At 70.2% G+C, this 25,455-nt stretch carries 20 protein-coding genes and 1 tRNA gene; 5 read left to right on the forward strand and 16 right to left on the reverse strand.

Going from position 1 to position 25,455, the window contains the following annotated elements; genetic code table 11:
- The first annotated feature begins 121 nt into the window (after positions 1-121).
- Together ACWKZU_RS18675 and ACWKZU_RS18680 are read left to right on the forward strand one after the other, a co-directional pair.
- Positions 122-1,006: an ABC transporter permease gene (locus tag ACWKZU_RS18675; protein WP_449283845.1), complete on the forward strand. Its 885-nt coding sequence runs from the start codon at positions 122-124 to the stop codon at positions 1,004-1,006.
- A 49-nt stretch (positions 1,007-1,055) separates the two neighbouring features.
- Positions 1,056-1,865, forward strand: a complete 810-nt coding sequence (locus tag ACWKZU_RS18680) for an ABC transporter permease (RefSeq protein ID WP_449283846.1) — start codon at positions 1,056-1,058, stop codon at positions 1,863-1,865.
- A 189-nt stretch (positions 1,866-2,054) separates the two neighbouring features.
- On the opposite strand, the gene ACWKZU_RS18685 is transcribed toward ACWKZU_RS18680, so the two are convergent.
- From ACWKZU_RS18685 to ACWKZU_RS18720, 8 genes are all read right to left on the reverse strand, one after another.
- Complete coding sequence (locus tag ACWKZU_RS18685) at positions 2,055-3,449, reverse strand: purine-cytosine permease family protein (RefSeq protein ID WP_449283847.1); 1,395 nt, start codon at positions 3,447-3,449, stop codon at positions 2,055-2,057.
- An 11-nt stretch (positions 3,450-3,460) separates the two neighbouring features.
- Positions 3,461-5,128: an amidohydrolase gene (locus ACWKZU_RS18690; protein WP_449283848.1), complete on the reverse strand. Its 1,668-nt coding sequence runs from the start codon at positions 5,126-5,128 to the stop codon at positions 3,461-3,463.
- A gap of 4 nt (positions 5,129-5,132) precedes the next feature.
- Positions 5,133-6,593: a peptide MFS transporter gene (locus ACWKZU_RS18695; RefSeq protein ID WP_449283849.1), complete on the reverse strand. Its 1,461-nt coding sequence runs from the start codon at positions 6,591-6,593 to the stop codon at positions 5,133-5,135.
- 239 nt (positions 6,594-6,832) lie between these two features.
- Positions 6,833-8,269, reverse strand: coding sequence for an aspartate aminotransferase family protein (locus ACWKZU_RS18700; RefSeq protein ID WP_449283850.1), 1,437 nt, complete (start codon positions 8,267-8,269; stop codon positions 6,833-6,835).
- Positions 8,270-8,727: 458 nt separating this feature from the next.
- Positions 8,728-10,218: an aldehyde dehydrogenase family protein gene (locus ACWKZU_RS18705; protein WP_449283851.1), complete on the reverse strand. Its 1,491-nt coding sequence runs from the start codon at positions 10,216-10,218 to the stop codon at positions 8,728-8,730.
- A 27-nt stretch (positions 10,219-10,245) separates the two neighbouring features.
- Entirely contained in the window at positions 10,246-11,406 is a 1,161-nt protein-coding gene (locus tag ACWKZU_RS18710; protein ID WP_449283852.1) for a M20 family metallopeptidase, read from the reverse strand.
- Positions 11,399-12,079 (reverse strand): DUF1028 domain-containing protein, encoded by a 681-nt coding sequence (locus tag ACWKZU_RS18715; RefSeq protein WP_449283853.1) that lies wholly within the window; start codon positions 12,077-12,079, stop codon positions 11,399-11,401. The genes ACWKZU_RS18710 and ACWKZU_RS18715 overlap by 8 nt, the downstream gene beginning before the upstream one ends.
- A 10-nt stretch (positions 12,080-12,089) precedes the next feature.
- Positions 12,090-12,512, reverse strand: a complete 423-nt coding sequence (locus ACWKZU_RS18720) for a RidA family protein (protein WP_449283854.1) — start codon at positions 12,510-12,512, stop codon at positions 12,090-12,092.
- A 166-nt stretch (positions 12,513-12,678) separates the two neighbouring features.
- Between ACWKZU_RS18720 and ACWKZU_RS18725 the strand changes: the two genes are divergently transcribed.
- The 3 genes from ACWKZU_RS18725 (at position 12,679) to ACWKZU_RS18735 (ending at position 15,624) form a co-directional block, all read left to right on the forward strand.
- Complete coding sequence (locus ACWKZU_RS18725) at positions 12,679-13,596, forward strand: LysR substrate-binding domain-containing protein (RefSeq protein ID WP_449283855.1); 918 nt, start codon at positions 12,679-12,681, stop codon at positions 13,594-13,596.
- Between the two features lie 419 nt (positions 13,597-14,015).
- A complete protein-coding gene (locus ACWKZU_RS18730; RefSeq protein ID WP_449283856.1) occupies positions 14,016-15,344 on the forward strand; it encodes a flavin-containing monooxygenase in 1,329 nt (442 codons plus the stop codon).
- Positions 15,345-15,456: 112 nt separating this feature from the next.
- Positions 15,457-15,624 (forward strand): hypothetical protein, encoded by a 168-nt coding sequence (locus ACWKZU_RS18735; RefSeq protein ID WP_449283857.1) that lies wholly within the window; start codon positions 15,457-15,459, stop codon positions 15,622-15,624.
- A 494-nt stretch (positions 15,625-16,118) separates the two neighbouring features.
- Here ACWKZU_RS18735 and ACWKZU_RS18740 read toward each other — a convergent pair.
- The 8 genes from ACWKZU_RS18740 to ACWKZU_RS18775 all read right to left on the reverse strand — a co-directional run bounded on the left by ACWKZU_RS18740 (position 16,119) and on the right by ACWKZU_RS18775 (position 25,432).
- Positions 16,119-16,209 (reverse strand) — tRNA-Ser (locus ACWKZU_RS18740).
- 338 nt (positions 16,210-16,547) lie between these two features.
- Complete coding sequence (gene cysK / locus ACWKZU_RS18745; protein WP_449283863.1) at positions 16,548-17,492, reverse strand: cysteine synthase A; 945 nt, start codon at positions 17,490-17,492, stop codon at positions 16,548-16,550.
- Positions 17,493-17,541: 49 nt separating this feature from the next.
- Entirely contained in the window at positions 17,542-19,089 is a 1,548-nt protein-coding gene (locus tag ACWKZU_RS18750; protein ID WP_449283858.1) for an NtaA/DmoA family FMN-dependent monooxygenase, read from the reverse strand.
- A gap of 37 nt (positions 19,090-19,126) precedes the next feature.
- Positions 19,127-20,809, reverse strand: coding sequence for a dipeptide ABC transporter ATP-binding protein (locus ACWKZU_RS18755; protein ID WP_449283859.1), 1,683 nt, complete (start codon positions 20,807-20,809; stop codon positions 19,127-19,129).
- A complete protein-coding gene (locus ACWKZU_RS18760; protein WP_449283860.1) occupies positions 20,799-21,785 on the reverse strand; it encodes an ABC transporter permease in 987 nt (328 codons plus the stop codon). Before ACWKZU_RS18760 ends, ACWKZU_RS18755 begins: the two co-directional genes overlap by 11 nt.
- A complete protein-coding gene (locus ACWKZU_RS18765) occupies positions 21,782-22,795 on the reverse strand; it encodes an ABC transporter permease (RefSeq protein ID WP_449283861.1) in 1,014 nt (337 codons plus the stop codon). The genes ACWKZU_RS18760 and ACWKZU_RS18765 overlap by 4 nt, the downstream gene beginning before the upstream one ends.
- A 19-nt stretch (positions 22,796-22,814) precedes the next feature.
- Positions 22,815-24,449, reverse strand: coding sequence for an ABC transporter substrate-binding protein (locus ACWKZU_RS18770; protein ID WP_449283862.1), 1,635 nt, complete (start codon positions 24,447-24,449; stop codon positions 22,815-22,817).
- An 8-nt stretch (positions 24,450-24,457) separates the two neighbouring features.
- Positions 24,458-25,432, reverse strand: a complete 975-nt coding sequence (locus ACWKZU_RS18775; protein WP_449283864.1) for an aldo/keto reductase — start codon at positions 25,430-25,432, stop codon at positions 24,458-24,460.
- Positions 25,433-25,455: the final 23 nt, after the last annotated feature.

Consider the following 25,455-nt stretch of genomic DNA (forward strand, 5'->3'; position numbering starts at 1 on the left):
GCAGGATCCACCACCCGGCATGGATCCTGCGACTCCGCGCAGGATGACCCGAGACGCACCCGCGCACCGCGCCTCCCACCATCTCCGCCCCACCGGCACCACTCGTCAGCGAGGACCCACCGTGAGCACCAAGACCGTTCTCGAACGCCGCCCCAAGCCGATCTCCACGGCGCTCTACCGGCACCCGAAGGGGCGTCTGGCGTCGCTGCTGGCGCTGCCCATGACCTGGCTCGTCGGCGTCTACATCCTGTCGCTGGCGCTGCTGCTCATCACCGCGTTCTGGACGACCGACCCCTTCACCTCGCGCGTCAAGCCCGGGTTCACGCTCGAGAACTTCCAGCAGCTCTTCAGCGTCCCCGCCTACTTCGCGACCGCGATGCGCACGCTGGGGATCGCGCTCGCGGTGACCGCGATCTGCGCGATCTTCTCCGTGCCGCTCGCGGTCTTCATGGTGAAGGTCGCGGGCCCGAGGCTGCGCGCGGTGCTCGCCGTGCTCGTCACCCTCCCGCTGTGGGCCGGCTACCTCGTGAAGATCATCGCCATGCGGCTCGTCTGGACCGACAACGGCTTCTTCAACTGGTCGCTCTCGCCCGTCGGAGTCGAGGGGCCGGGATTCGGCACCGCCGCCGTGATCCTCACGCTCGTCTACCTCTGGTTCCCCTATATGGCGATCCCGGTATATGCGGCGGTGTCGCAGATCCCGGCCAATCTCTTCGACGCCTCCTCCGACCTCGGGGCCGGCGGCTTCCGCACCATCCGCACCGTCGTCGCGCCGCTGCTCCTGCCCTCGCTCATCGCGGGCTCGGTGTTCACCTTCTCGCTCAGCCTCGGCGACTACATCGCGGCCATGTACGTGGGCGGATCCACGCAGATGATCGGCAGCATCATCGCGCAGAACATCAACCTCAACCCGCCGCTCGCCGCCGCCTTCTCGGTCGTGCCGATCGTGCTCGTGGTCATCTACCTCGCCGCGGTGCGCCGCACCGGCGCGCTGAACAACCTGTAGGCCCCCTGCGCCCGCTGCGCACCAGACCAAGGATCATAGGAGAACCGCCATGCTTCGCCTGAATCGCGGCACCAGGATCGCGCTGGCCGTCGTCACGCTCGTCGTCCTGGGCTTCATGTACATCCCGCTGTTCGTGATCATCATGAACTCCTTCAACTCGAGCCGCGTGGCCGGATGGCCCGTCCCGGGCTTCTCGCTCGAGTGGTGGGGCAAGGCGCTCGTCAACCCCGCCGTGCACGCGGCCCTGCTCAACTCGGTGGTGGTGGCCTCGGTCGCCACGGCGTTCGCGCTCGTGCTGGGCACGCTGGCGGCGTTCGCCCTGCAGCGCTTCAGGTTCTTCGGGCAGCACACCGTCAACCTGCTCATCGTGCTGCCCATCACCCTGCCCGGCATCGTCACCGGCGTGGCCCTCTCGAACACCTTCCACCAGGTGCTGAAGCCCATGGGCATCCACGTGGGCTACTGGGGCATGATCATCGCGCACGCCACCTTCTGCGTGGTCATGGTGTTCAACAACGTCATCGCCCGCCTGCGCCGCATGAACCCGAACCTCGAGGAGGCCTCGATGGACCTCGGGGCCGGGATCGGCCAGACCTTCCGGCTCGTCACCTTCCCGCAGTTCCGCAGCGCCTTCATCGCCGGCGGCCTGCTCGCGTTCGCGCTCTCCTTCGACGAGATCGTGGTCACGATCTTCACGGCGCCGCCCGGCGTCGAGACGCTGCCCCTGTGGATCATGAACCAGATGGCCCGCCCGAACGAGGTGAACCAGGTCAACGTGGTCGCGACCGTGATGATCCTGCTCTCGCTCATCCCGGTCTACTTCTCGCAGAAGGCCTCCGCGGCCGGCGACGTGAAGTAGCGCATCGTCGCGGCACGGGGACGGATCCCTGCACCGGCCGCCACCGCCCACATTCGCGCGCCAGTAGTTGTCGCCAAGAAGGCTGCGAGGCGACAACTACTGGCGCGCGGACGTGGGGACGCCGCCGCGGACGACCGACGGGCCCTCCCGCTCCGCGACGGTGCGAGCGGGCCCGCCGGTTCGGGGGCCCTACCCCTGCAGCACGGCGCGCTTCGCCGCGGCGGAGCGCACCAGCAGGAGGTACACGGCCGCCGTCACCACGAAGCCCACCAGCCAGGCGATGTCGATGTACTGCAGCGGCTCGGCGAACGGGCCGGTGAAGATCGGCGTGATCATGAAGGGCACCTGCGCGAGGAGGCCGATGCCGTAGCTGGCGAGGCCGACGCCGTTCCACTTGCCGTACTTGCCGCCGTCGGGGGCGAAGAGATCGCCGATGGAGTACTCGCCCTTGCGCACGATGAAGTAATCGGCCAGGTTGATCGCCGACCACGGGATCAGCACGTAGAGCAGCAGCGTCAGGAAGCTCTCGAACATGGTCATGAAGTCGCCCTGGCCGAGCAGTGCGATCGCCGTGGCGATCGCACCGCACACGACCGTCGTCCAGACCCGGGTGCCGGAGGTGATGACGGTCTTGAAGTTCGACTGCATCACCGTCAGCGCGTTCATCACGGCCGAGTAGAGCTCCACGCCGTTGATGAGGGCCGAGCTCACGGCGAACACGATGAGCACCACCATGCCGATCGGGCCGAGGTACTCGCCGAGCGCAGCGAGCGGGTTCTCCGGGTTGGCGGCGCCGAGCAGCACACCCAGGCTCATCACGAACACCGAGCTGCCCACCAGGCCGAGGTAGGTGCCCCAGAAGGCCGCCTTGGGACCGGTGTCCTTCGGCAGGTACCGCGTGTAGTCGGAGACGTACGGGGCGTAGGCCAGCTGCCAGACGATGCCGATCGCGAGCATCGCGAAGAACCCCTCGAAGGTGAACGCGGCCTCGGCCCGCTGCGAGGTCACCTCGGGCTTCGTCCAGAAGAGGATCATCGAGACCGCCACCGCCAGGCCGATGACGATCGAGAGCCACGCCATGGTCTTGCTGAGCAGCTCGTAGCCGAACACGCAGAGCACGACGCCGACCGCCCCGAAGCCGATGATCGCCAGCGTGCTGTTGAACTCCGGGAAGACCGCGAGCAGCGAGTCCTTGGCGACGATGAGGATGCTCGCGAAGAAGCCCATGAACATGATGAAGGCGATGAGCGCGAAGAGGCTCGCGCCCAGGTAGCCGAACTGCGCCCGGGCCTGCAGCATCTGCGGGATGCCGAGGTGCGGTCCCTGCGAGGCGTGCAGCGCCGAGCCGAAGGCGCCGATGACGTTGCCCGCGAGGATCGCGACGATGCTCCAGCCGATCGGCAGGCCGTAGGAGCCGCTCGCGACGGCGCCCGTGATGACGGTGAGCGGCATCATGTTGAGGCTGATCCAGATGGCGGCGAGCGACCAGTTGGTGCCGCTGCGCTCGTTCTCGGGGATCGGCAGGATGTGCTGCTGCTCGAACTTCTTGAAGGTCTTCGTGACGACCGGTGGTTCGTTGGACATGGTTCTCTCTCCTATGAGTGGCTCTGTCGGGATGGGGAGGCGCCGGGTCGTTCGTAGACGGTGGCGCCCCCGAGGATCGTGCGTGCGACCCGCAGGCGGTCGAGGCTCTCCTCGCCGTCGATCGGGCCCGTCAGGATCACGAGGTCGGCGAGCTTCCCCGCCTCGAGGCTCCCCGTCTCCGCCGCGTTCCCCGAGATCTCGGCCGACCCCAGGGTGTAGGCCCTGAGGGCGGTCTCGATGTCGAGGCGCTCGTCCGGCTGAGCGGGCACCCTCGATTCCGCGTTGAGCGCGTGGACATCCGCCGCGGGAGCCGTGCGCGTGCACGCGGTGTGCAGACCCCAGAGCGGATCGGGGCTCGTCACGGGCCAGTCGCTCCCCATCGCCAGATGGGCTCCCGCGGCGTGCAGGGACCCGAAGGCGAAGTGCCATCGCGCCCGCTCCGGGCCGATGAGCGGGAACTTCCGCTCGAGGATCTCCTGGTCGTCGCGCGCCCACAGGGGCTGCAGGTTCGCGGTCACGCCGAGTTCCCGGAAGCGGGGCAGATCCGCGGGATCGATCACATCGATGTGCGCGATCTGGTGCGGCCGTCCGGCGCCGTTCCGCTCCCGCGCGCGGGCCACCGCGTCGAGGCACTCGCGCACCGCGCGATCCCCCACGCCGTGGAAGTGCACGCTCAGGCCCGCGGCGTCCAGCCTCGTCACGATCTCCCCGAGCTCGCCGGGCTCGATCACCGAGTCGCCCGAGGTCTCGGGGTGCACGCCCGTGTACGGGTCGACGAGCGCGGCGGTGCAGTTCTCGCACATGCCGTCCTGCATGATCTTGACGCTCCGCACGGCGAAGCCGCGGTCGCGCGCGTGCTCGACTCGTGCGAGCACCTCGTCGAGGCGGTCGGGTCCAGCCCCCATGGGCCACCAGATGGAGCCGGAGACGCGGCCGCGCAGCGACCCGTCGGCCAGCGCGCCGAGGTACGCCGGCAGCCCGTCCGGGATCCCGAGCGCGCTCCCGAGGAGCGCATCGTGCCACCCGACGACCCCGAGCGAGAGGAGATGCTCCTGCGAGGCGAGCAGCGCTTCGGCCACCGCGTGCTCGTCGACCGCCGGGAGCAGACTCGTCACCAGCTCCGCGGCCGATTCGAAGAGCATGCCCGTCGCCTCGCCGGACTCGTCCCGCTCGATGTAGCCCGCGTGGGGATCCGGCGTGCGCTCGTCGATGCCGGCCAGCTCCAGGGCCCGGCTGTTCACCCACACGCAGTGGTGGTCGTGGCTCGTGAACGCCGCGGGCCGGTCCGGCACGAGACGGTCGAGCAGCGCCCGGTCGGGGAAGCCCCCGGGGAAGACGTCGCCGAACCAGCCCGAGCCGACGATCCAGGCGTCCGAGCGCGAGGCCGCGAAGTCGGCGATCCGCTGCTCGTAGGCCTCCCGGTCGTGGATGTCTCCGAGGTCGCAGCCGAGCAGTTCCAGCCCGCCGGCGACGGGATGCACGTGCGCGTCGTGGAAGCCGGGCAGCACCGCCGCGCCGCCCGCGTCGATCCGCTCGGTCCCGTCGCCGGCGCGCGCGAGGATCTCCTCGTCGCTCCCGAGCGCCGAGATCCGCCCGTCCCGGATCGCGAGCGCCGTGAACCCGCTCCGCGCGGGCAGCCAGAGCTGCGCATTGCAGATGACGGCGTCGTCGTGCGGCATGGCGTCAGGCCCCCTTCGCGGGCTTCGCGACGAACATGATCCCGGCGCACGCGGCCGCGATCCCGGCGCACAGCAGGAAGAACCCGATCTCGCTCATGCCGACGTAGAGCTGGCCGAGATAGCCCGAGAGGCTCGCGCCGAGCGAGAGCGTGAGGCCCGCGAGGGCCATCATCTGCGCGTTGAACGCCCGCGGCGCGTGCTTGCCGGCGGTGGACAGGAACAGGGGGGCGAAGCTCACCTCGGAGATGCCCAGCAGCACCATGCCGACGATCACCGCGACGAGGGGGATCAGCCCGCTGAATACCACCGGCAGCAGTGCGAACAGCAGGTAGGTCGCGGTCATGATCAGCATGCTGACACCGAGCTTCCGGCCAGCGCTCGGGGCACCCGCGGGGTCGGCGGCCTCCCGTCGCTGCCACGCGCTCGCGATGAGCGGGCCGGCGATGATCCCGGTGATGACCTGGAAGACGCTGATGTAGGCCGCCGGGATCGTGATCGGCCCCATCGTGAGATCGACGCGCTGGTCGGCGTAGACCGCGAAGGTGGTGAAGAGCTGGAGGATCAGGGTCCAGGCGATCGTCGCGGTGATGAAGAACGGGATGAAGGCGAGCACCTTGCCGCGCTCCACGGCGTCGACCTTCCCGGAGCGGGACATCACCGCGAAGTAGAGGATGCTCACGAGGATCGCGGCGCCGATGACGTAGTTGTTGAGATTGGTCGTGGTGATGACTCCGAGGAGCACGAGCACGACGATGACCGCGATCGCGGCGATCACGACGACGATCGCGCGGACCCCGGCCTGCGCGGTCAGCGGATTCGGCACGCGCTTCGCCTGCTCGGGCAGCGAGCGGAGGCCGAGCGCGTAGCCGGCCAGCGCGAGCAGCATGCCGAACGCGGCGGCCGAGAAGCCCGCGTGGAATCCGTAGGCGACCTGCAGCCAGCCGGTGGCCATCGGACCGGCGAACGCGCCGATGAGCACACCCGCGTAGTAGAGGGAGAATCCGACCTCGCGCTTGCGCGAGTGCTCCTTCTGCTCGTAGACGTAGTTCATCATCGCGAGCACGTTCGGGAACAGCGCGCCCGTGCCGAGCACGATGAGGCCGAGACCGACGAGGAGGCCTCCGAGCCCCGATGTGACCGCGAGCGTGATGTGGCCGCCCATGACGACCACGGCGCCGCCGGCCACCATGGTCCGCGCCGAGAAGACCCGGTCGCCCATCCAGGCGCCCACGGGCTGGCTGAGGTAGACCGCGCCGCCGTAGGCGCCGGTGATGGCGAGCGCCTCGAACTCCGACAGCCCGAGGCCGCCGTCCGTGGCCGAGTAGTAGATGTAGTAGGCGAGGATCACCTGGATGCCGTAGAAGCTGAAGCGCTCCCACAGCTCGGTCCAGGACAGCGTCCACAGGGCGCCGGGCTGTCTCGCCCCCGCGGTGGTCTTCCCCTCCACCAGTGCCTGCTCGGTCATCGTCAATCTCCTTTGAATGTGGTGATGCCTGGTGCGCGTCCGTCGCGGCGTGCTCGTCGCGGCGCACGGACGGGCGGATCCGGCGCCGTCGCCGGACCGTCGTTCGCCGCGGCGGCCCGGGGTCGCGATCGGACGCGCTATTGCGCGGGTCGCGCGGGTGGCGCCAGTCGCGCGGGTTGCGCCAGTCGCGCGGACCCCGCTCGCGCGGTGGGGCGGGGCCCGCACTCACGACGGATCGGCTACAGGCCTGCGCCGTCGCTCGCGATGGTGAAGGCGCGGTCCAGCAGATCGGCCAGCTCGTCGATGTCGTCGCGCGTCATGACGAGCGGGGGCGAGACCTGCACGAGCGGGTTGCCCTCGGCGTCGATGGCGACGCGGCAGATGAGCCCCACCTCGGCGAGCGCCGGGTTCAGGTACCGGCCCACGAAGTCGCCCGCGCTGATCGGCTCGGCCTCCCAGCGCTTCGCGACGTGATCCGTCACGAGCTCGAAGCTGCGGTGGAAGCCGTCGCCGCGGAAGTCGCCGACGATCTTCGCGTGCTTCCGCGCGACCCCGGTGAGCCGCTCCTCGAGGTAGGGGCTCAGCTCGGCGACGTTCTCGACGACGCCCTCCCGCTCCATGATCTCGAGGTTCTTGAGCGCCGCCGCGCAGGCGACCGGGTGGCCGCCGTAGGTGAGCGCGTGGTTGAACATGCCGACCGGGCCGTCGAGCACGGTCTCGATGATCCGGTCGCTCGCGATCACTCCGCCGAGGGGCATGTACGCCGACGCGATGCCCTTCGCGAAGACGATCATGTCGGGCTGGAAGTCGTAGTGCTGCGAGCCGAACCAGCGGCCGAGGCGGCCGAAGCCGGTGATGACCTCGTCGGCGATCATGAGGATGCCGTGCTTGTCGCAGAGGGCGCGCACGCCCGCGAAGTACTCGGGCGTCGGGGGCTTCAGGCTGCCGCCCGCGTTCTGCAGCGGCTCCATGATGATCGCCGCGATCGTATCGGGGCCCTCCTGCACGATGAGCGATTCGAGCTCGCCGAGCAGGAACGCGGTGGTCTGCTCGGGGGTCTCGCCCTCGGGGCGGCGGTAGCGCTTCGTGTTGTGCGTGTGGCGCACGCCCGACATGAGCGGCTCGAACATGGAGCGCACGGCGGTCATGCCGTTGAGCGACATCGCGCCGAAGCTGGTGCCGTGGTAGGCGACGCGGCGGGCGATGAACTTGTGGCGGCTGCCCTGGCCGATGGTCTGCTGGTACTGGCGGGCGAGCTTGATCGCCGCCTCGTTCGACTCGCCGCCGCCCGAGGCGAAGAACACGCGGTTGAGGTCGCCGGGGGCGAGCTGCGCGATCTTCTGCGCGAGCAGCGCCGCCGGCGGATGCGTGACGCTCCACGTGGTCTGGTACGGGAGCGCGGCGAGCTGCTCGCGCACCGCATCGCCGACCTCGGCGCCGTGGGTGTAGCCGAGCTGCACGCAGAAGAGACCGGCCAGGCCGTCGAAGAAGCGACGGCCGCTCTCGTCGAACACCGAGCAGTGCTCTCCGCGCACGAACACCGGCAGCTCGTCGTCGCGGTACTTGCTCGCGGGGGTAAAGTTCATCACCAGGTGGCGCTTCGCGATCTCCGCGAGACCGCTCGGAGCCTCCGAGACGGCGCCGGCCAGGTCGATGGTTTCCTGCTGCAGAGTCATGATTCCCTCGTGTCCTCTCAGTCGGCTCTGACTGGGCGACGGAGCCGTTGCACACTCATCGTCACACCGGTCGGAGCATCTGTAAAATAGTGAAAATCTGTCTTGTTCATCTGCGAATCAGATCGCTTACTGCGTGCCGGGCGCGCGGCTGAGATCCTGCGACTGCGCGCAGAGTGACGGGCGGAGCGGAGCGCAGCGACGGGTCGGAGCGACGGGTCGGAGCTCGGACCCCAGGGCGATTCCGACTCGCTGACGCTCGCTCAAGCAGCGGGGGTTCGAGCAACGAGATCGGTTTCACCGGGAAGGGACGCCTTCGCGCGTCAGTAGTTGTCGGCAAAACCGAGGTTTGGTGACAACTACTGACGCGCGAAGATGGAGCGCGGGAGCCGACTCGCCGGGGCCCGCTCGATCAGCGATCGGCGGCCCCTCGGGCCGCAAGCCACCTCACCGAGAAGCGCTCAGCCCCACTGCATCCAGGTCGTCTTGTAGTCGGTGTAGTTCTCGAGCGCGTGCACCGAGAGGTCGCGTCCGAAGCCCGACTGCTTGAAGCCGCCGAACGGCGTGGTGAAGCCGAGCGCGTCCACCGTGTTCACCGACACCGTGCCCGCGACGAGCCGCTGCGAGACGCGGTGCGCCCGCGACAGGCTGCCGGTCCACAGCGACGCCGCCAGTCCGTAGGGGGTCTCGTTCGCGCGCGCGATCGCCTCCTCCTCGGTGTCGAACGGCGTCACGACGGCCACGGGCCCGAAGATCTCGCGGGTGTGCACCTCGTGGTCGGCCGGTACATCGGTGACGATCGTGGGCTCGATGAAGGCGCGGGATCCGCCGATCTCGGGGCGGGATCCGCCGGCGTAGATCGTGCCGTCGCGGCGCGCGTTCTCGATCGTCGCCCACACCGTGTCGGCGTGCGCCTCGGAGACGAGCGCGCCGATCCCGGTCCCGGGATCGAGCGGATCCCCCGGCGCGTAGGCCTGCGCCGCCTCGGCGTAGAGGCGCAGGAACTCCTCGTAGACCTCGCGCTCCACGAAGATGCGCGAGTTGGCCGAGCAGACCTCGCCCTGGTTGTAGAAGCTGCCGAACGCGGCCTTCTCGGCGGCGAGCCGCAGGTCGTCGCAGTCGGCGAAGATCAGGTTCGAGCTCTTGCCGCCGGCCTCGAGAGCGAGGCGCTTCATGTTCGACCGGCCCGCGTACTGCTGCAGCTGCTTCGCCACCTCGGTTGAGCCGGTGAAGGCCAGCATGTCGACGTCCTCGTGCAGGGCTAGAGCCCGGCCCACGGTCGAACCTCGGCCCGTCACCACGTTGAGCACGCCGGCGGGGATGCCGGCCTCGACCGCCAGCTCGGCGAGCAGCAGCGTCGAGTGCGAGGCCTCCACCGGCGGCTTCACGACGACCGCGTTGCCGGCGGCCAGCGCCGGAGCGAGCTTCCAGGTGGCGATCTCGAGCGGGTAGTTCCAGGCCACGATCACGCCGATCACGCCGAGCGGCTCCCGGGTCACGAGCGCCGTCGATCCCGGCGGGGTCACCGGGATGAGATCCTCCTGCTTCTCGATCGCCTCGGCGTAGAAGCGGTAGAGGGCCGCGGATCCCGGAGCGTCGATCGTCGACGACTCGCGCACCGGCTTGCCCATGTCGAGGCTGTCGTAGAGCGCGAACTCGTCGGCGCGCTGCTCGATGAGCCGCGCGAACTCGAGCAGGCGCTCGCGGCGGAAGCCGGCGCCGGCGCGCGACCAGGCGCCCGATTCGTAGGCGGCGCGCGCCGCGGCGACCGCGGCGTCGACGTCGCTCTCGCCGCAGGCATGGATGCGCGAGATGACCTCGCCCGTCGCGGGGTTCGTCTTCTCGATGGTCTCGCCGGAGCGCGCATCCACGCGCGCGCCGCCGATGACCGGGCGGCCGTCGAACTCGAGGGCCGCCGCGGCGGCCCTCCACTCCTCGTAGCTGCGGGACATGTCTTCCTCTTTCGTGTGATTCGGGATCTAGTGGCCGGCGGAGCGGCGGAGCGCCGCGTCGAGCGCGGTCCAGGCGAGCGCGGTGGCCCCGTCGCGCAGCGTCTGCTCGGCGACCGGCCCGACGCAGGCCGCGGCGAAGCCCGGCTGGTGGTTGCTCGCCTCGCCGCCGACGCCGATGTAGGGGTGGATCGCGTCGACGACCAGCGAGACGTTGCCCATGTCGGTCGACGCGCGGTTCATGGTCGCGGCCTGCGGATCCACGTCGAAGTCGCGGCCGAGCGCGATCGCGTTCGCGCGGTAGAGCGCGAGCGCGTCCTCGGCGGTGCGCATCTCGGCGTAGCGCTTGCTCTCGGGGGTCACGGTGAGTCGCGCGCCCGTCGCGAGCGCGCCGGCCTCGAAGCACTTGAGCACGCGCTCCTCGAGCTCGAGCAGCTGCTCGGTGGTCTCGGCGCGCACGTACCAGCGACCCTCGGTGCGCTCCGGGATCGCGTTCGGGGCCTCTCCCCCGCGCGTCTGCACGCCGTGCACCCGCACCCCCGCGGGCAGCTGCTGCCGCATCAGGGAGATCGCGAGCTGCGCGACGAGGAAGGCGTCGTTCGCGTTGATCCCGCGCTCGGGATAGGCCGCCGCATGCGCGGCACGGCCGTCGTACTGCACGTGCCAGTGCGCCACCGCGAAGGGGCGCGCCTCGGCCACGTCGACGGGGGCCGGGTGGGCCATGAGCGCGAAGTCGAGCTCTTGGAAGGCACCGCGCTCGAGCAGCTCGATCTTGCCGCCGCCGCCCTCCTCCGCAGGGGTGCCGATCACCTCGACCACGATGCCGAGCTCGTCGGCGACGGCGGCGAGCGCGATGGCGCCACCCGCGGACATCGCGGAGATGAGGTTGTGCCCGCAGGCGTGGCCGAGCCCGGGCAGGGCGTCGTACTCCGCGAGGAAGCCGACGGTGAAGCGGGGTTCGGCCGATCCCGCACCCGCGCCGTACACCGCGCGGAACGCGGTCTCGAGGCCCAGGTAGGGCTGCTCGACCGCGAAGCCGTGCGCTGCGAGCAGCCCCGCCACCGCGGCGGAGGAGCGGTGCTCCTGCCAGCCGAGCTCGGGGTCGTCGTGCAGTCGGTTCGAGAGTGCGACGAGTTCGCGGTCCACCCGGGCCCGGCGATCGGCGATGCGGCGCTTCAGCTCGTCACTCATCGCCGGGCACCCCGTACGACGGGGCGGCCGAGGGATCGAGGCCGCGAGCGACGTAGTCGTCGCGCTGGGGCAGCCACTCGTCCATCACCCGCCCCAGGGCGCCGATCGGATCCTCGTCGACCCAGTCCACGCGCAGATCGGTGACCCGCCAGCCGGCGTTCGCCACCACCGAGATACCCGCGGAGCGCACGGGCCCCTCCTCGCCCCCGGCGGCCATCGCCGCCTGCAGCGCGGCGTAGAGGCGCTCCTCGATGCGGCCCGTCGCCGACAGCGCGGTGTCCACGAGCGCGTCGAGCACGTCGAGGCCCGCGAGCATGTTGCCCCCGGCGACCGCGTTCTCGCGGACGGTCGATCCGAAGACCCCGAGGGCGCGGCCGCCGGAGTAGGCCGCGGCGCGGCCGGAGCCGTCGAGCACCAGCAGCTGCCGGTAGTCGATCGTCGCGGGATCGGCTGCTGCCACGACGGCGTCGAGCGCCTGCTGGGCCGACAGCCCGGCGCGCAGACGCTCCAGGAGCTGCGGGCCGAGGCGCGGGTCCGTCACGTTCTGGGAGTTGGCCCCGCCCACGCCGTCGGCGAGGTTGAGGCACCGCGCGGCCACCGCGGGCGAGGAGGAGGAGATCGCCGAGCCGAACTCGCCGGTCTCCGGATCGCGCAGGATCAGGGAGAAGGTCATGGTGCGATCCCTATCGCTCGCTGATGACGGCCGTGGCGTCGATCTCGACGAGCCACTCGGGGCGGGCGAGCGCCTGCACCACGATGCCGGTCGAGACCGGGTAGACCCCCTTCAGCCACTTCCCGACGGTGCGGTACACGTCCTCGCGGTAGCGGGGGTCGATGATGTAGATCGTCACCTTGACGATGTCCTCGAGCCGGCTGCCCGCCTCCTCGAGGAGCATCGCGATGTTCGCCATGGCCTGCTCGGTCTGAGCTGCGACGTCGCCGATCCCCACCGACTCGCGGGTCTCGAGATCCTGCCCGATCTGGCCGCGGAGGTACACGACCCCGTTCGCCACGACCGCCTGGCAGAGGTCGTTGTCGAGGTTCTGCTCGGGATAGGTCTCCTGGGTGTTGAACTTCCTCAGCCGCACGTGGGTCGTCTCAGCCACGGGGTCCTCCTCGTCGAGTGGTGAATGGTCGTGTTCTTCTGGCACCATTCTCGGGAGGACCAGGGGTATCTGTAAAATAGTCAAAAGTTACCCAGTCCATCTACTCAACAGATCGCCTCTCGCGCCGCTCGGCCGCGCGGGACGCCCCAGCGCAGGGAGACCGGACATGCCGCAGCGCTTCCCCATCACGCTCACGCAGCTCGTCTACTTCGCCGAGTGCGCCAAGACGCTCAACATGACCGCGGCGAGTCAGGAGCTCCACGTCGCCCAGTCGGCGGTGTCGACGGCCATCACGCAGCTGGAGCGCGCCCTCGGCGCCCCGCTCTTCATCCGGCAGCACTCCAAAGGCCTCGTGCTCACCCCCGCCGGCGAAACTCTGCTGCGCCACTCCCACCAGCTCTTCGACCACCTGAACGACACGATCGAGACGATCCGGGCCGAGCAGAGCGACATCCGAGGATCGATCACGGTCGCCTGTTTCAACACGCTCGCCCCGTTCCTGCTGCCGCAGCTCATCAGCACGCTGCAGCAGCGCTACCCCGAACTCGAGGTCGCGGTCACCGAGGGCGACCACGAGGAGAGCCTCGCCGCACTGCGGGGCGGGCGGGCCGAACTCGCCATCACCTACAACCTCACGGACGCCGACGGCATCGCCCGCGAGATCGTGGGCGAGTTCCGCCCCCACGTCATCGTGCACACCGCCCACCGGCTCGCGTCGCGCAAGCGGATCGCCCTCGCCGACATCGCCGACGATCCCTTCGTGCTCCTCGACCTGCCGAGCAGCAGCGCCTACTTCCAGGGCATCCTGCTGCAGGCGGGCATCATGCCGAGGATCAAGTACCGCAGCTCGAGCTACGAGACGGTGCGCTCGATGGTCGCGGCGGGACTCGGCTACTCGATCCTCAACCAGCGGCCCCGCATCGAGCAGACCTACACCGGCGCCAGCACCGTCACGATCGAGATCACCGACTCCGTGCCGAGCCTCAGCGTCGCGGTCTCCTCGCTCGCGCAGTCGAGGCGTTCGGCCCGGGCTCGAGCCGTCGAGGCCGTGGTGCGCGAGCTCCTCACCGACCCGCGCGTCTGAGCGGGCCCCGCTCCGGGATCCCGCCCGCCCGTGATCCTGCGCGAACTCGCGAGTCGCAAGATCGACGCGCTCCCGTCATCCTGGGCGAGCTCGCGAGTCGCAGGATCCACAGCCGCGAGATCCAGCACTCCATGGATTCCGCACACCGCGGCTCGCTCAGCTCCTGCAGCACGACCGGCTTCGCCGCGCGCGGCATCGATGACCGCCGCGCGGCCACCCATACATGCATTAAAGCGATCCAGTTACGTGAATCCATCTTCTCAATAGATGCAGTGGACCGCGAAAGCATATTGGCTTTGCCCGCGCCTCCTGTTGTTTGCTTGGGGCAGCGGGATGAGCCGGTTCTCATCCCCGGCGCGGATCCCGGCGCGCACGCCGGCCCGCTCCTCGCCATCGAGTCATCCGAGCGGAGAAGAACTATGTCCAGCCCAGCAGCCGAGGTCACCGAAGTCCTCGTCGTCGGCGCCGGCCAGGCCGGGGTCGCCCTCAGCGAACACCTGACCGCCCGCGGCATCCCCCACGTCGTCCTCGAGCGCAACCGCATCGCGGAGCGCTGGCGCTCGGAGCGCTGGGACTCGCTGGTCGCCAACGGTCCGGCGTGGCACGACCGCTTCCCCGGCCTGGAGTTCGACGACGTCGACCCCGACGAGTTCGCCCCGAAGGAGCGCGTCGCCGCCTACTTCGAGGCGTACGCCGAGAAGTTCGGCCTGCCGATCCGCACCGGCGTGGAGGTGACCTCGGTGCGCCGCGACGAGGGCCGCGGCGGCTTCATCGCGGAGACCAGTGCCGGCCCCTTCGAGGCCCGCTACGTCGTCGCGGCCACCGGAGCCTTCCAGCTGCCCTCGGTCCCGCCGATCGTGCCCGAGGAGGCCGGGATCCGCCAGATCCACTCCAGCCAGTACCGCAACCCCCAGCAGCTGCCCGAAGGCGCCGTGCTCGTCGTGGGCGCGGGATCCTCGGGTGTGCAGATCGCCGACGAACTGCGCCAGGCGGGGCGCGAGGTGTTCCTCGCGGTCGGTCCGCACGACCGCCCGCCCCAGCGCTACCGGAGCCGCAGCTTCGTGTGGTGGCTCGGCACGCTCGGGCTCTGGGAGAAGTCCACGCCCGCGGAGGGCGCCGAGCACGTCACGATCGCCGTGAGCGGGGCGGGCGGTGGCCAGACCATCGACTTCCGCGACCTCGCGGCGAGCGGCATCACCCTCGTAGGCCGGGCGAACGCCTATGCCGACGGGGTCATGCGCTTCGGCTCCGACCTCGCCGAGAACATCCGCCGGGGCGACGAGAACTACCTCTCGATCCTCGACGATGCCGACGCCTACGTCGCCCGCACGGGCATCGATCTGCCCGAGGAGCCCGAGGCCCGCGAGCTCGGCCCGCTGCCGGAGTGCGTGGTCGATCCGGTCCTCGAACTCGACCTCGCGGAGGCGGGGATCACCTCGATCGTGTGGGCCACCGGTTTCCGCGTCGACTACGGCTGGCTGCAGGTCGACGCCCTCGACGAGCGCGGGCTGCCGAAGCACGAGCGCGGCGTCTCCTCCGAGCCCGGCGTCTACTTCCTCGGCCTGCCCTGGCAGTCGCATCGCGGTTCCACCTTCATCTGGGGCGTGTGGCACGACGCCAAGTTCATCGCCGACAAGATCGAGATCCAGCGCGGCTACCTCGCCTACGAGGGCAGCTCGGTCCCCGCGAGCGGTCTGCCGGCGCGCGCCGCCGCGGCCGCTCCCTCGCCGCAGCTCGCGAGCGCCTGAAGCCGCCGCTCGCGACTGGCTGCTGCCGGCTCGTGGCCCTCCCTGAGCCCCCTCCCGGATCTCCGAGAGGGGGCTCAGCCCGTTCTGGCGGGAGGGGTCTATATTCGGGGGCATGAACACCAAAGACGTGAACGGCGTGCTCTACACCTTGACGCGTCGCGATACCCCGGGTCCCGACCTGAGCGCCTGGTACTGGCTCGGTGCGGACGGCACGGTGCTGGAGCTCGAGGAGGGTGAGATCCGCGCGCTGCGGGCGAGCGACATCATTCTCGACGAGTAGCCGGTCCCGGTCCGGCAAACGATCCCCCCTTCGGGGGCTTCGGTGAGGAGGAGGGTGTGCCGTCGCCGCGGGCGATGGAGCCGAGTGAGAGACCGGCCGGCGCGGACCCCTCGGAGATCGGGATCCCGAAGAAGAGCCGCGGAAGCGATGCCGCAACCGGGGCCGGGCCGATCCAGAAGAGCCAGGAGCCGCTCCGACGACGCGGATGGTACATGCGTGCCGCATCCTCAGCACTCGCCCGAGGGCGCTCGCTCCGCGCAGGATGACGGTGCGGCTGGATCGGCATGGCCGGGACTCTCCCCCCGAGTGGCGAGAAACGCGGGTGATTTCGGCGATTCGCCCGTGTTTTCCGCCCCTCGACGATCGCCTCGGATCCTCGGATCCCGATCCTCGGATCCTCGGATCCCGATCCTGCCGGAGACTGCGCCCGGTCGGAGGGGCTCTCGAGGAATCCCCGTGGGACGCAAAAACCCCACCGCGAGGCAGTGGGGTTTTGGCGGAGGGTAGGGGATTTGAACCCCTGATGCAGGGTTACTGCATGCTTGTTTTCAAGACAAGTTCCTTCGGCCGCTCGGACAACCCTCCGCCGTCGAGCTTAGCAAAACGGGCGCTCCGCGATCCCGCGCCGACCAGACCCGCGCCGCCCCGCACGCGCCGACCAGACCCTTGCCCGTCCAGACCCGCGCCGCCGCGCAACCGTTTCGCGCAACCGTTTCGCGCAACCGTTTCGCGCGCCAGTTGTTGTCACCTCAACCGACGCGAGGTGACAACAACTGGCGCGCGAACGAGGCGCCCGGGCGCCGCGCGGAGGGGTGGGTGGGTGCGGTGCTCCGGCGCACTACTCCCCAGCCGAGGCCGAGGCCGAAGGGAAAGCCGAAGCCGAAGGGCTCATGACGCGGATCCCGTCGAGCGGTCGGGGCGGATCATCCCCGCGCGTGGTCGAAGAGCTCGGTGCTGAGGTAGCGCTCCCCCGTGTCGGGCAGGATCGCGACGATGGTCCTGCCCGCGTACTCTGGCCGCGCCGACAGCTCGCGCGCCGCGGCCAGCGCCGCGCCGGAGGAGATGCCGACGAGCAGCCCCTCGAGCGCGAGCGCCTCGCGCGCCGTGCGGATCGCCTCGTCCTGCGGGATCCCGATGATCTCGTCGGCGATCTCGATCTCCAGCACCGGCGGGAAGCCGTTGCCGCCGATGATGCCCTGGATCTTGTGCGGCTGGAACTCGCCGCCCTGCAGCACAGGCGCCTCCGCCGGCTCGACCGCGATCACGCGGATGGCCGGGTTCTGCGCCTTCAGGAAGCGCCCGGCGCCCGTCAGCGTGCCGCCGGTGCCGACGGTCGCGACGAGCACGTCGACCGAGCCGGCGGTATCCGCCCAGATCTCGGGACCCGTCGTGCGCTCGTGCACCGCCGGATTGGCGTCGTTGCCGCCCTGGCCCGAGAGGAACGCGCCCGGCGTCGCCTCGAGGATGCGCCCGGCCTCCTCGTTGGCCCCGGCCATCGCCTGCGGCCCGGGCGTGAGCACGAGCTCCGCGCCCAGCGCGCGCAGCAGGGTGCGCCGTTCCTCCGACACGTCGTCCGGCATCACGATGACCACGCGGTAGCCCTTGACGGCGCCGATCCACGCGAGCGCGATGCCGGTGTTGCCGCTCGTCGCCTCGATGATCGTGCCGCCCGGCTGGAGGCGCCCGTCGGCCTCCGCCGCCTCGACGATGGCGAGCGCGGTGCGGTCCTTCACACTCGAGGCGGGGTTCGCGGCCTCGAGCTTGCCCAGCACGCGTGCCCCTCCCGGGGGCACGACCCGGTTGATGCGCACGAGCGGCGTGCCGCCCACGAGCTCCGCGACGCTTCCGGCGACGCGCTCGGCGGGAATCTCGGGAACGGGGGAGGCCGCAGCCGCGGCGCTCCCCTGCAGCAGCTGATCAGACACTCACGGGCTCCGTTTCCACGTCGGCTGAGGCGGCCGGTGCCGCCGCATGCTGCTCGACGGTATCAGCGTTCCCCGTGTCCGGCACAGCCCCGCCGTCATCCGGCGACTCGAAGAAGCCGCGGGGGCGCGGCAGACCGAGATGCCCGCGGAACGTTTCGCTCTCGTACTCGCGGCGATGCAGCCCGCGCTCCTGCAGGATCGGCACGACCTCGTCGACGAAGCGATCGAGCTGCGACCACAGGTACGGCGACTGGATGTTGAAGCCGTCGGCCGCCCCGCTCGTGAACCACTCCTCGAGGAAATCGGCGACCTGCGCCGCCGTGCCGTTGATGATCGGGAAGCCGTCGATGATCGCCGAGTACAGCAGGTCCTTCGCCCGCAGGGGCTGGGCTCCGCCGGGCCTGCGGTCCGTGCGCGACGCCGCCTGCGCGAGGAGACGGTGCCCCTCGTCGTTGACGTCCGCCGCGAGCTCCTCGGTGATCAGCCCCTCGAGACCCAGCCCGGTGAGGTCGACGCCGATCCGGGCCGAGACCACGGCGAGATTGCGCACGCCGTGCCGCAGCGGCCCGCCGTTCCGCGGATTCCCGGTGAATTCCCGCCAGTACGCGGCGTCATGACCGCCGGTGACCGGATCCTCGTCGAGCGGGAGGGACGCGTTGAGCCGATCGTAGATCGCGATCGCCGCCTCGCGGGTGTCCCCGATGATCGGGGTGACCCCCGGCAGGAAGAAGACCTCCTCGGGGTTGCGTCCGAGCGCGGCCGCACGGGCGCGCACGTCGGCGTTGAACTCGGCCGAGTCGCGGATCGATTTCGGTCCGGTGAAGTTCACGTCGCACCACTTCGCGGTGAGCTGCCGCGACAGCTCGCTCGCACCCGCGTAGAGGAGGGGCGGGTGCCCCTGCGGCGGGCGCCGCAGGGGCAGCGTACCCTCGACGCTGAAGTGTTTGCCGGCCCAGTTGAGACGGTGGATCTTGCGGTCGTCGACGAAGGCGCCGGCCTCCTTGTCCTGGATGTAGGCGCCGTCCTCGACGCTGTCCCACAAGCGCTTCACGATCTCGATGAATTCGTCGGCCCGCTCGTAGCGGGTCTCGCCGCCGAGGTCGGGCAGGCTGAAGTTGCGTGCGGCGACGTCGTTCGCGCCGAGCACCACGTTCCAGGCGAGCCGTCCGCCGCTCAGGTGGTCGAGCGAGGCGGTGAGCCTCGCGAGGATGTAGGGATCGTAGTAGGTCGGGTGCGCGGTGACGACGATGCCGATCCTGCTGGTCTGCAGCGCGAGCTGCGACGCGAGCGTGAACGGTTCGAGCCGCCCGGTGTTGTGCGTGGTGATCCACTGCTCGGCGACGAGATCGCCCGGGAGGGTGTCGCCGAGGAAGAAGAAGTCGAATTTCGCGCGCTCGACGGCCTGCGCGGCGCGCAGCGCGTAGGCGAAGTCGAAGGCTCCGTCGGTGGGGGCCTCGGGCTGGCGCCACCCGCCCCAGTGGGTGCCGTTCACCCAGTACATGTAGCCCAGGTGCAGGTGCCGTGCCGGAGTATCGCTCATGATGTGCCTTTCTGATGTGCGGTTCGGAGTTCCGGGATCAGGCCCGGGCCGGATCCCCTGCGAGGCCGGGGAGGCGGGGCTGCGGGATCGCGGCGAGGAGTTCGCGCACGTAGTCGGTGCGCGGGCTGCGCAGCACGTCGAACGCGGTTCCGCTCTCGACCACGGCTCCGTGCTGCAGCACGAGGATCTCGTCGGAGATCTCGCTGATCACCCCGAGATCGTGGGAGACGAAAAGATAGGTGAGGTCGAGTTCGCGCTGCAGCTCGGTGAGGAGATCGAGGATCTGCCGCTGCACCGTGACGTCGAGCGCCGAGACCGGCTCGTCGCAGATGAGCACCTCCGGCCGGACCGCGAGCGCGCGGGCGATGGCGATCCGCTGACGCTGCCCGCCCGACAGCTCCGCGGTGTAGCGGCTCGCGACGCTCGCGGGGAGCCCGGTCAGATCGAGCAGCTCGGCGACCCGACGGCGCCGTTCCCCGCGGTTGCCGAGGCGGAATCCCGTGAGCGGCTCCTCGAGGATCGTCTCGACCGTGTGCCTCGGATTCAACGCGGCGAAGGGGTTCTGGTAGACGATCTGCAGTCGGCGGTAGAGCCGGCGGCGGCCCCGCGCGCCGCGGGCCTCGGGATCCACCGTCTCGCCGTGGATCAGAGCCGTGCCCGCGTCCGGCTTCGCAAGACCGGCCAGAGTGCGGATGAGCGTCGTCTTCCCCGATCCGGACTCGCCGACGATGCCGAGCGTGCTCCCCCGGGCGACGCTCAGCGAGACGTCGTCGAGCGCCACGACGGGCTCGCCCGCCCGGTCGGCGAAGGTCTTGCGGAGCCCCTCGGCGAGCACGACCGGGGGGTCGTCCGATCGCGCCTCCTCGCTTCGCGCTCGCGAGGCCTCGGTGCGCTTGCGCCGGGACTCCGCCACGTCGACGGCCGTGCGCCCGAGGTGGGACGACTCGATCAGCCGGCGCGTGTACTCCTCGGCCGGCGCCGACACCACCGCTGCGGCGGTACCCTGCTCGACCAGCCGGCCGTTCTGCAGCACGACGATGCGCTGTGCGCGCTCCGCGGCGACGCCGAGATCGTGCGTCACGAGCAGCACGCTCAGTCTCTCCGATCGGGTCAGCTCGACGAGCAGATCGAGGATCCGCTTCTGCACGGTGACGTCGAGGGCGGTGGTCGGCTCGTCCGCGACGATGAGCTCGGGCTCGGCGGCGATCGCGGCGGCGATGAGCACGCGCTGGCACATGCCCCCGGAGAGTTCGTGCGGACGGCTGTCGTAGACCTGCTCGACCCGTCGCAGGCCGACGCGATCGAAGAGCTCGAGCACCCGCTCGCGGCGCGCGGATCGGTCGAGTCCGGTGTGCACGCGCAGCGGTTCCTCGGCCTGCCTGCCGACCGGGATCAGCGGGTTCAGCCCGAGCAGCGCGTCCTGCGGGACGTACCCGATCGTGCGCCCCCGCAGCCGCTGGTACTGCTTGGGGCGGAGCCCGACGAGCTCGCGACCGTCGAGCCTGACCGACCCGGAGGCGATCCGCGCGTTGGCCGCCAGGGTGCCGGTCACCGCGCGGGCGAGCGTGCTCTTGCCCGATCCGGACTCGCCCACGAGCGCGAGGATCTCGCCGCGCGGCAGGGAGAACCCGACCTCGTCGAGCACACGGTGCGGGGCCCGCCCGCGCACCCGGTACTCCAGCGACAGCGAGGAGAACTCGAGAATGGTGCTATCCGACAACGCTGGTCCTCCCCTTGTTCATGGAGCGCCCGATCCGGTAGACCGCGAGCACCGAGATGACGATGACGAACCCGGGAAGCGTGCTGAGCCACCACTGGACCGTGAGGAACGAGCGGCCGCCCGCCACGAGCGCGCCCCACTCGGGAGTGGGCGGCGGTGCTCCGAACCCGAGGAAGCTGAGCGCGGCGACACCGAGGATCGCGGTGCCGATCTCGAGTGTCGCCGCGGCGAGCACCGAGCCGGAGGCGTTGGGCACGATGTGCCGGAAGAGCCGGTAGGCGGCGCCGTGCCCCGCGAAGGCGGAGGCCTCCACGTACGGCAGACCGCGGACGCGCAGCACCTCGGAGCGCATGAGGCGGGCGAACGTCGCGACGCTCGTGATCCCGATCGCGATCGCGATGTTGATGGTGCCGCGGCCGAGCGCCGTGACGATCGCGAGCGCGATGATGAGGCTCGGCACGGCTAGCATGATGTCGATCACGCGCATGAGGATCGTGTCGACCGCGCCCCTCAGCGCTCCCCCGACGAGCCCGATGAGCGAGCCGAACACCAGCCCGATGAGCACCGCGACGACCGCCGCCTGCAGCGACTCCGAAGTGCCGTGGACGGTGCGCGCGAACTGATCGCGGCCGTAGTCGTCGGTGCCGAACGGGTGCTCGGCGCTCGGCGGCAGGAAGCGGGAGTACGCGTCCTGCTGGAGCGGATCGAACGAGGTGAACCACTGCGGCGCGAACGCCGCGGCGAGCACCACCGCGATCCAGATCCAGGCGGCGAGGAGCGCAGGGCGTCCGAACACCGCCGAGAGCAGGCGGCGGCCGGCCGATGGGGCGCCGTCGCCCGCGGTGCCGTTCTGCGATCCGGGGGGTCCCGTTTCGGCGCTGCCGCGGGACTGCCTCGCATCCCCCGGGTCGCGGGGATGGGCGCGGCTGCCGTCGGCGCCGGGCACGGCGCGGGGCGGCGAGATGAGGTCGGTCATCGTTCCTCCAGGGAGATCCGCTTGTCGATCAGCGGGTAGAGCGCGTCGACGATGAAGTTGACGACGACGAAGATCGCGGCGCTCACCGTGACGCAGACGAGCACGACCGGCGTGTCGCGGCCGTCGACGGCGTCGACGATCACACGTCCCACCCCGAGCCGGGAGAACACCGTCTCCGTCAGCACCGTGCCGCCGATCATGATGCCGACGGTGGTGCCGAAGGAGGTGACGACCGGCAGCAGCGAATTGCGCAGGGCGTGCCGGATGACGACGGCGCGCTCGCCCAGACCCCAGTTGCGCACCGTCTCGATGTACGGCGACGTCAGCGCCCCGCGCAGGTTCGCGGTGAGCAGCTGGGAGATCGCGCCCGCGCCGGGGATCGCGAGGCCGAGCGAAGCGACGAGGAGCCCGAGGAAGCTGTCGTTCCCCGTGGACGAGATGACGCCGAGCTTGAACGCGAAGAACTGGAGCAGCAGCAGACCGATCCAGAACGGGGGCACGGCGACCGCGATCGCCGGGAGCGAGAGCAGCGTCTCACGCGCCCACTTCCAGTCCACGAGCTCGATGAGCACGGAGAGCCCGATGCCGAGGATCACGGCGAGCAGGAGACCGGTCGCCGCGAGCTCCAGCGTCTGCCCGAAGGACTCGAAGTAGAGCTCGGTCGCAGGCCTGCGCTGGTAGATGCTGTCGCCGAAATCACCGTGAAGCGCACCCCAGAGGGCATCGAAGTACTGCACGAGCACCGGCCGATCGAGGCCGAGGAGGGCTCGCTGCTCCGCGAGGAGCGCCTCGATGTCCTCTCCATCGGCCCCGAAGGTCAGACCTCCTGCGGCGTCGCCCGGCAGGATGTAGAGCAGGAAGAAGCTCGCGGTGAACGCGCCCCAGAGCACGATCACGCCGTACATGAGCCGCTTGCCGAGATACCGCGCGAACGCGGCGGCGCCGTTCCGGTGCGAGGCCCGGAGGCCGGCGCGCGCGGCGCCCGGCCTCCGGGTGATCGACGTAGCCATGATGCTCCTCGCGGATCGCCTACTCGGCCGGCGTCAGCCAGGCGTCGTACAGCAGTTGGTCGAGACCGTTGTTCTTGATGTCGTGCAGCCGCGGCGACGACACCCAGATGTCGGTGTCGACGGAGAGATTCAGCACGTACGCGTCCTCGGAGAGGATGCGTGCCGCCCGGTCGACGACGTCCTGGCGCGCGGCGTGATCGAGGATCGTGTTCTGCTCCTGGAGCAGCGCGTCGAGCTCCTGGCCCCGCTCGTCGTCATCGCGGATGAAGGAGCGGTTCGAACCCGTCTTCACGCCGTAGTTGGCGCGCAGCACGTCGGCGTCCGGCGAGGAGTGGTACCAGTAGGCGATGTCGTACTCGCCCGAGAGGAGCTTCTCGTTCGCCTCGGCGGCGAGCGGCACGTCGATCACCAGCTCCACGCCGATCTGCTTCCACTGGTCCTGCACGGCGGTGGCGGCGGGCCGATCGCTCGGGAAGCGCAGCGAGAGGCGCTCGCCGTCGGCGTTCACCCGGATGCCGTCGTCCCCGATCTCCGACCAGCCGGCCTCCTCGAGCAGTTCGACGGCACGGTCGGGGTCGTAGCGGAGGAACTCGCTCTGGTCCGAGAAGAAGGGGTTCTCCGGGCTGAGCGGTCCCTGGGCGGGGAGGTCGTATCCGTTCGAGGTGAACTGCACGAGCGCCTCGCGGTCGATGCCGTACTGCAGCGCCTGGCGCACCTTCACGTCCTGCAGGAACTTCGAGGAGGTGTTGACGGGCCACTCCTCCCCCGTCGCCGGATTCACGGCCTCCGACGAGACGTTCAGGCCCGCCGCCTCGAGCTCGGGCACGTAGGTGCCGTCGACCCAGTAGATGAACTGCAGTTCATCCGATTTGACGGCGCCGTTGCGCACCGAGTCCTCGGGGATGATCTTGTAGACCACCTGGTCGAGGTACGCCCGGCCCTCATGATCGAAGTACTCCGGCGCCCAGTCGTAGTCCTCTCTGGCCTCGAGCACGATCTCCTGGTTCTCCGTGTAGGAGGCCAGCGCGAAGGGCCCGCTGCCGTCGACCGACTTCTGCCGCTCCTCGACCGGCAGTTTCGCGGTGGCCTCCGAGACGATGCCGGCGTGCGCGCGCGACAGGCTCGGGAGGAACGCGGCGTTCGGCTCGGCGAACTCGACGACCACCTCGTACTCGCTCGGCACCGAGATCGACGAGAGGCCCTGCACGATGGTCTTCGCGCTGGAGTGGATCCCCTCCCGCTGCAGGCTCTCGAAGTTCGCCTTGACCACCTCGCCGGTCAGCTTCGTGCCGTCGTTGAAGGTGACATCGTCGCGCAGGGTGAAGCCGTACGTGCGCGCGTCGTCGCTCACGGTCCACTCCTTCGCGAGCCACGGCTCGATCTCCGAGGTCTCTGGGTTGCGGAAGACCAGCGAGTCGGAGAGGGCGCGCGCCACGTGGCGCCACACCTGGTTCACGACCGCGGCGTCGACGCCCTGCGGATCGGCATCGAGACCGATGTTCAGCGTTCCGCCGTAGCGGTCCTCCTCGCTGGTCTCCGCTGCCGGGTCTCCTGCGTTCGCAGTGGTCGAGGAGCAGGCGGTGAGCGCCAGGGCTCCTGCGACGAGTGCCGCCGCGGCGAGGTGCAGGCCGCGCCATCTCTTGGGGGTGTGCATGATCGGGATCAGTCCTCTCGTGTGTCCGGGTACAGTTCGTCGAGCTGCGCGAGGAGCGCGTCGCCGAGCTGCGGGATGCGTGCTGACGCCAGGTTGGCGTCGAGTTGTTCGGGCTTGCTGACGCCGAGCAGCACACTCGTCACGGCCTGCTCTCGCAGGATCCAGCGCAGAGCGATCTGCGACGTCGTCGCCCCCTCCGCCTCGGCGAGTGCTGCGAGCGCGCGGGTGCGCCGCAGATAGGCCTCGGTCAGGAAGTCGGTGCCGAGGAACTCGCTGCGGCCGGCGCGGGCGTCCTCGGGAATGGCTCCGTGCAGGTACCGGTCCGTGAGCAGGCCCTGCGCGAGCGGAGAGTAGACGACCACGCCGAAACCGTGCGTCTCGGCGAGATCGAGCACGTGCCCCGGCCGTTCGATCGTGCGATCGAGGAGCGAGTAACGCGGTTGCACGAGTGCGGCCGGCGCGCCCGCCTCGGCCAGGAGCGGCGCGATCGCGGCGATCGCCTCGGGCGGGTAGTTCGAGAGGCCCGCGTAGCGCGCCTTGCCCTGCCGCACGATGTCGGCGAGCGCGATGGCGGTCTCCTCGAGCGGGGTCGCGGGATCATGCCGATGCGAGTAGAAGACGTCGACGTGCTCGACGCCCAGTCGGGCGAGGCTGCGATCGATCTGGTCGAGGAGGTGCTTGCGCGACGCGCCGGCCCCGTACGGGTGCGATGCGATCTGGTTTCCGGCCTTCGTGCTGATGGTGATCTCGTCGCGGTGGGCGCGCAGTTCCCGCCCCAGCACGTCGCCGAGCGCGCGCTCGGCGTGGCCGTACGGCGGCCCGTAGCGGTTGGCGTTGTCGAAGTGGGTGATCCCGCGATCGAACGCGCCGACGATGAGGTCCGCCTGGGCCCGGCGCTCGCGCGTCTCACCGAAGCTGTGCCAGAGGCCGAGCGCGAACGCGGGCAGCAGGAGGCCCGACCGTCCGGCGCGACGATAGGGCACACCCCGATGGGCGAGTTCTCCGA

The organism is Leucobacter sp. (genome assembly GCF_053528595.1).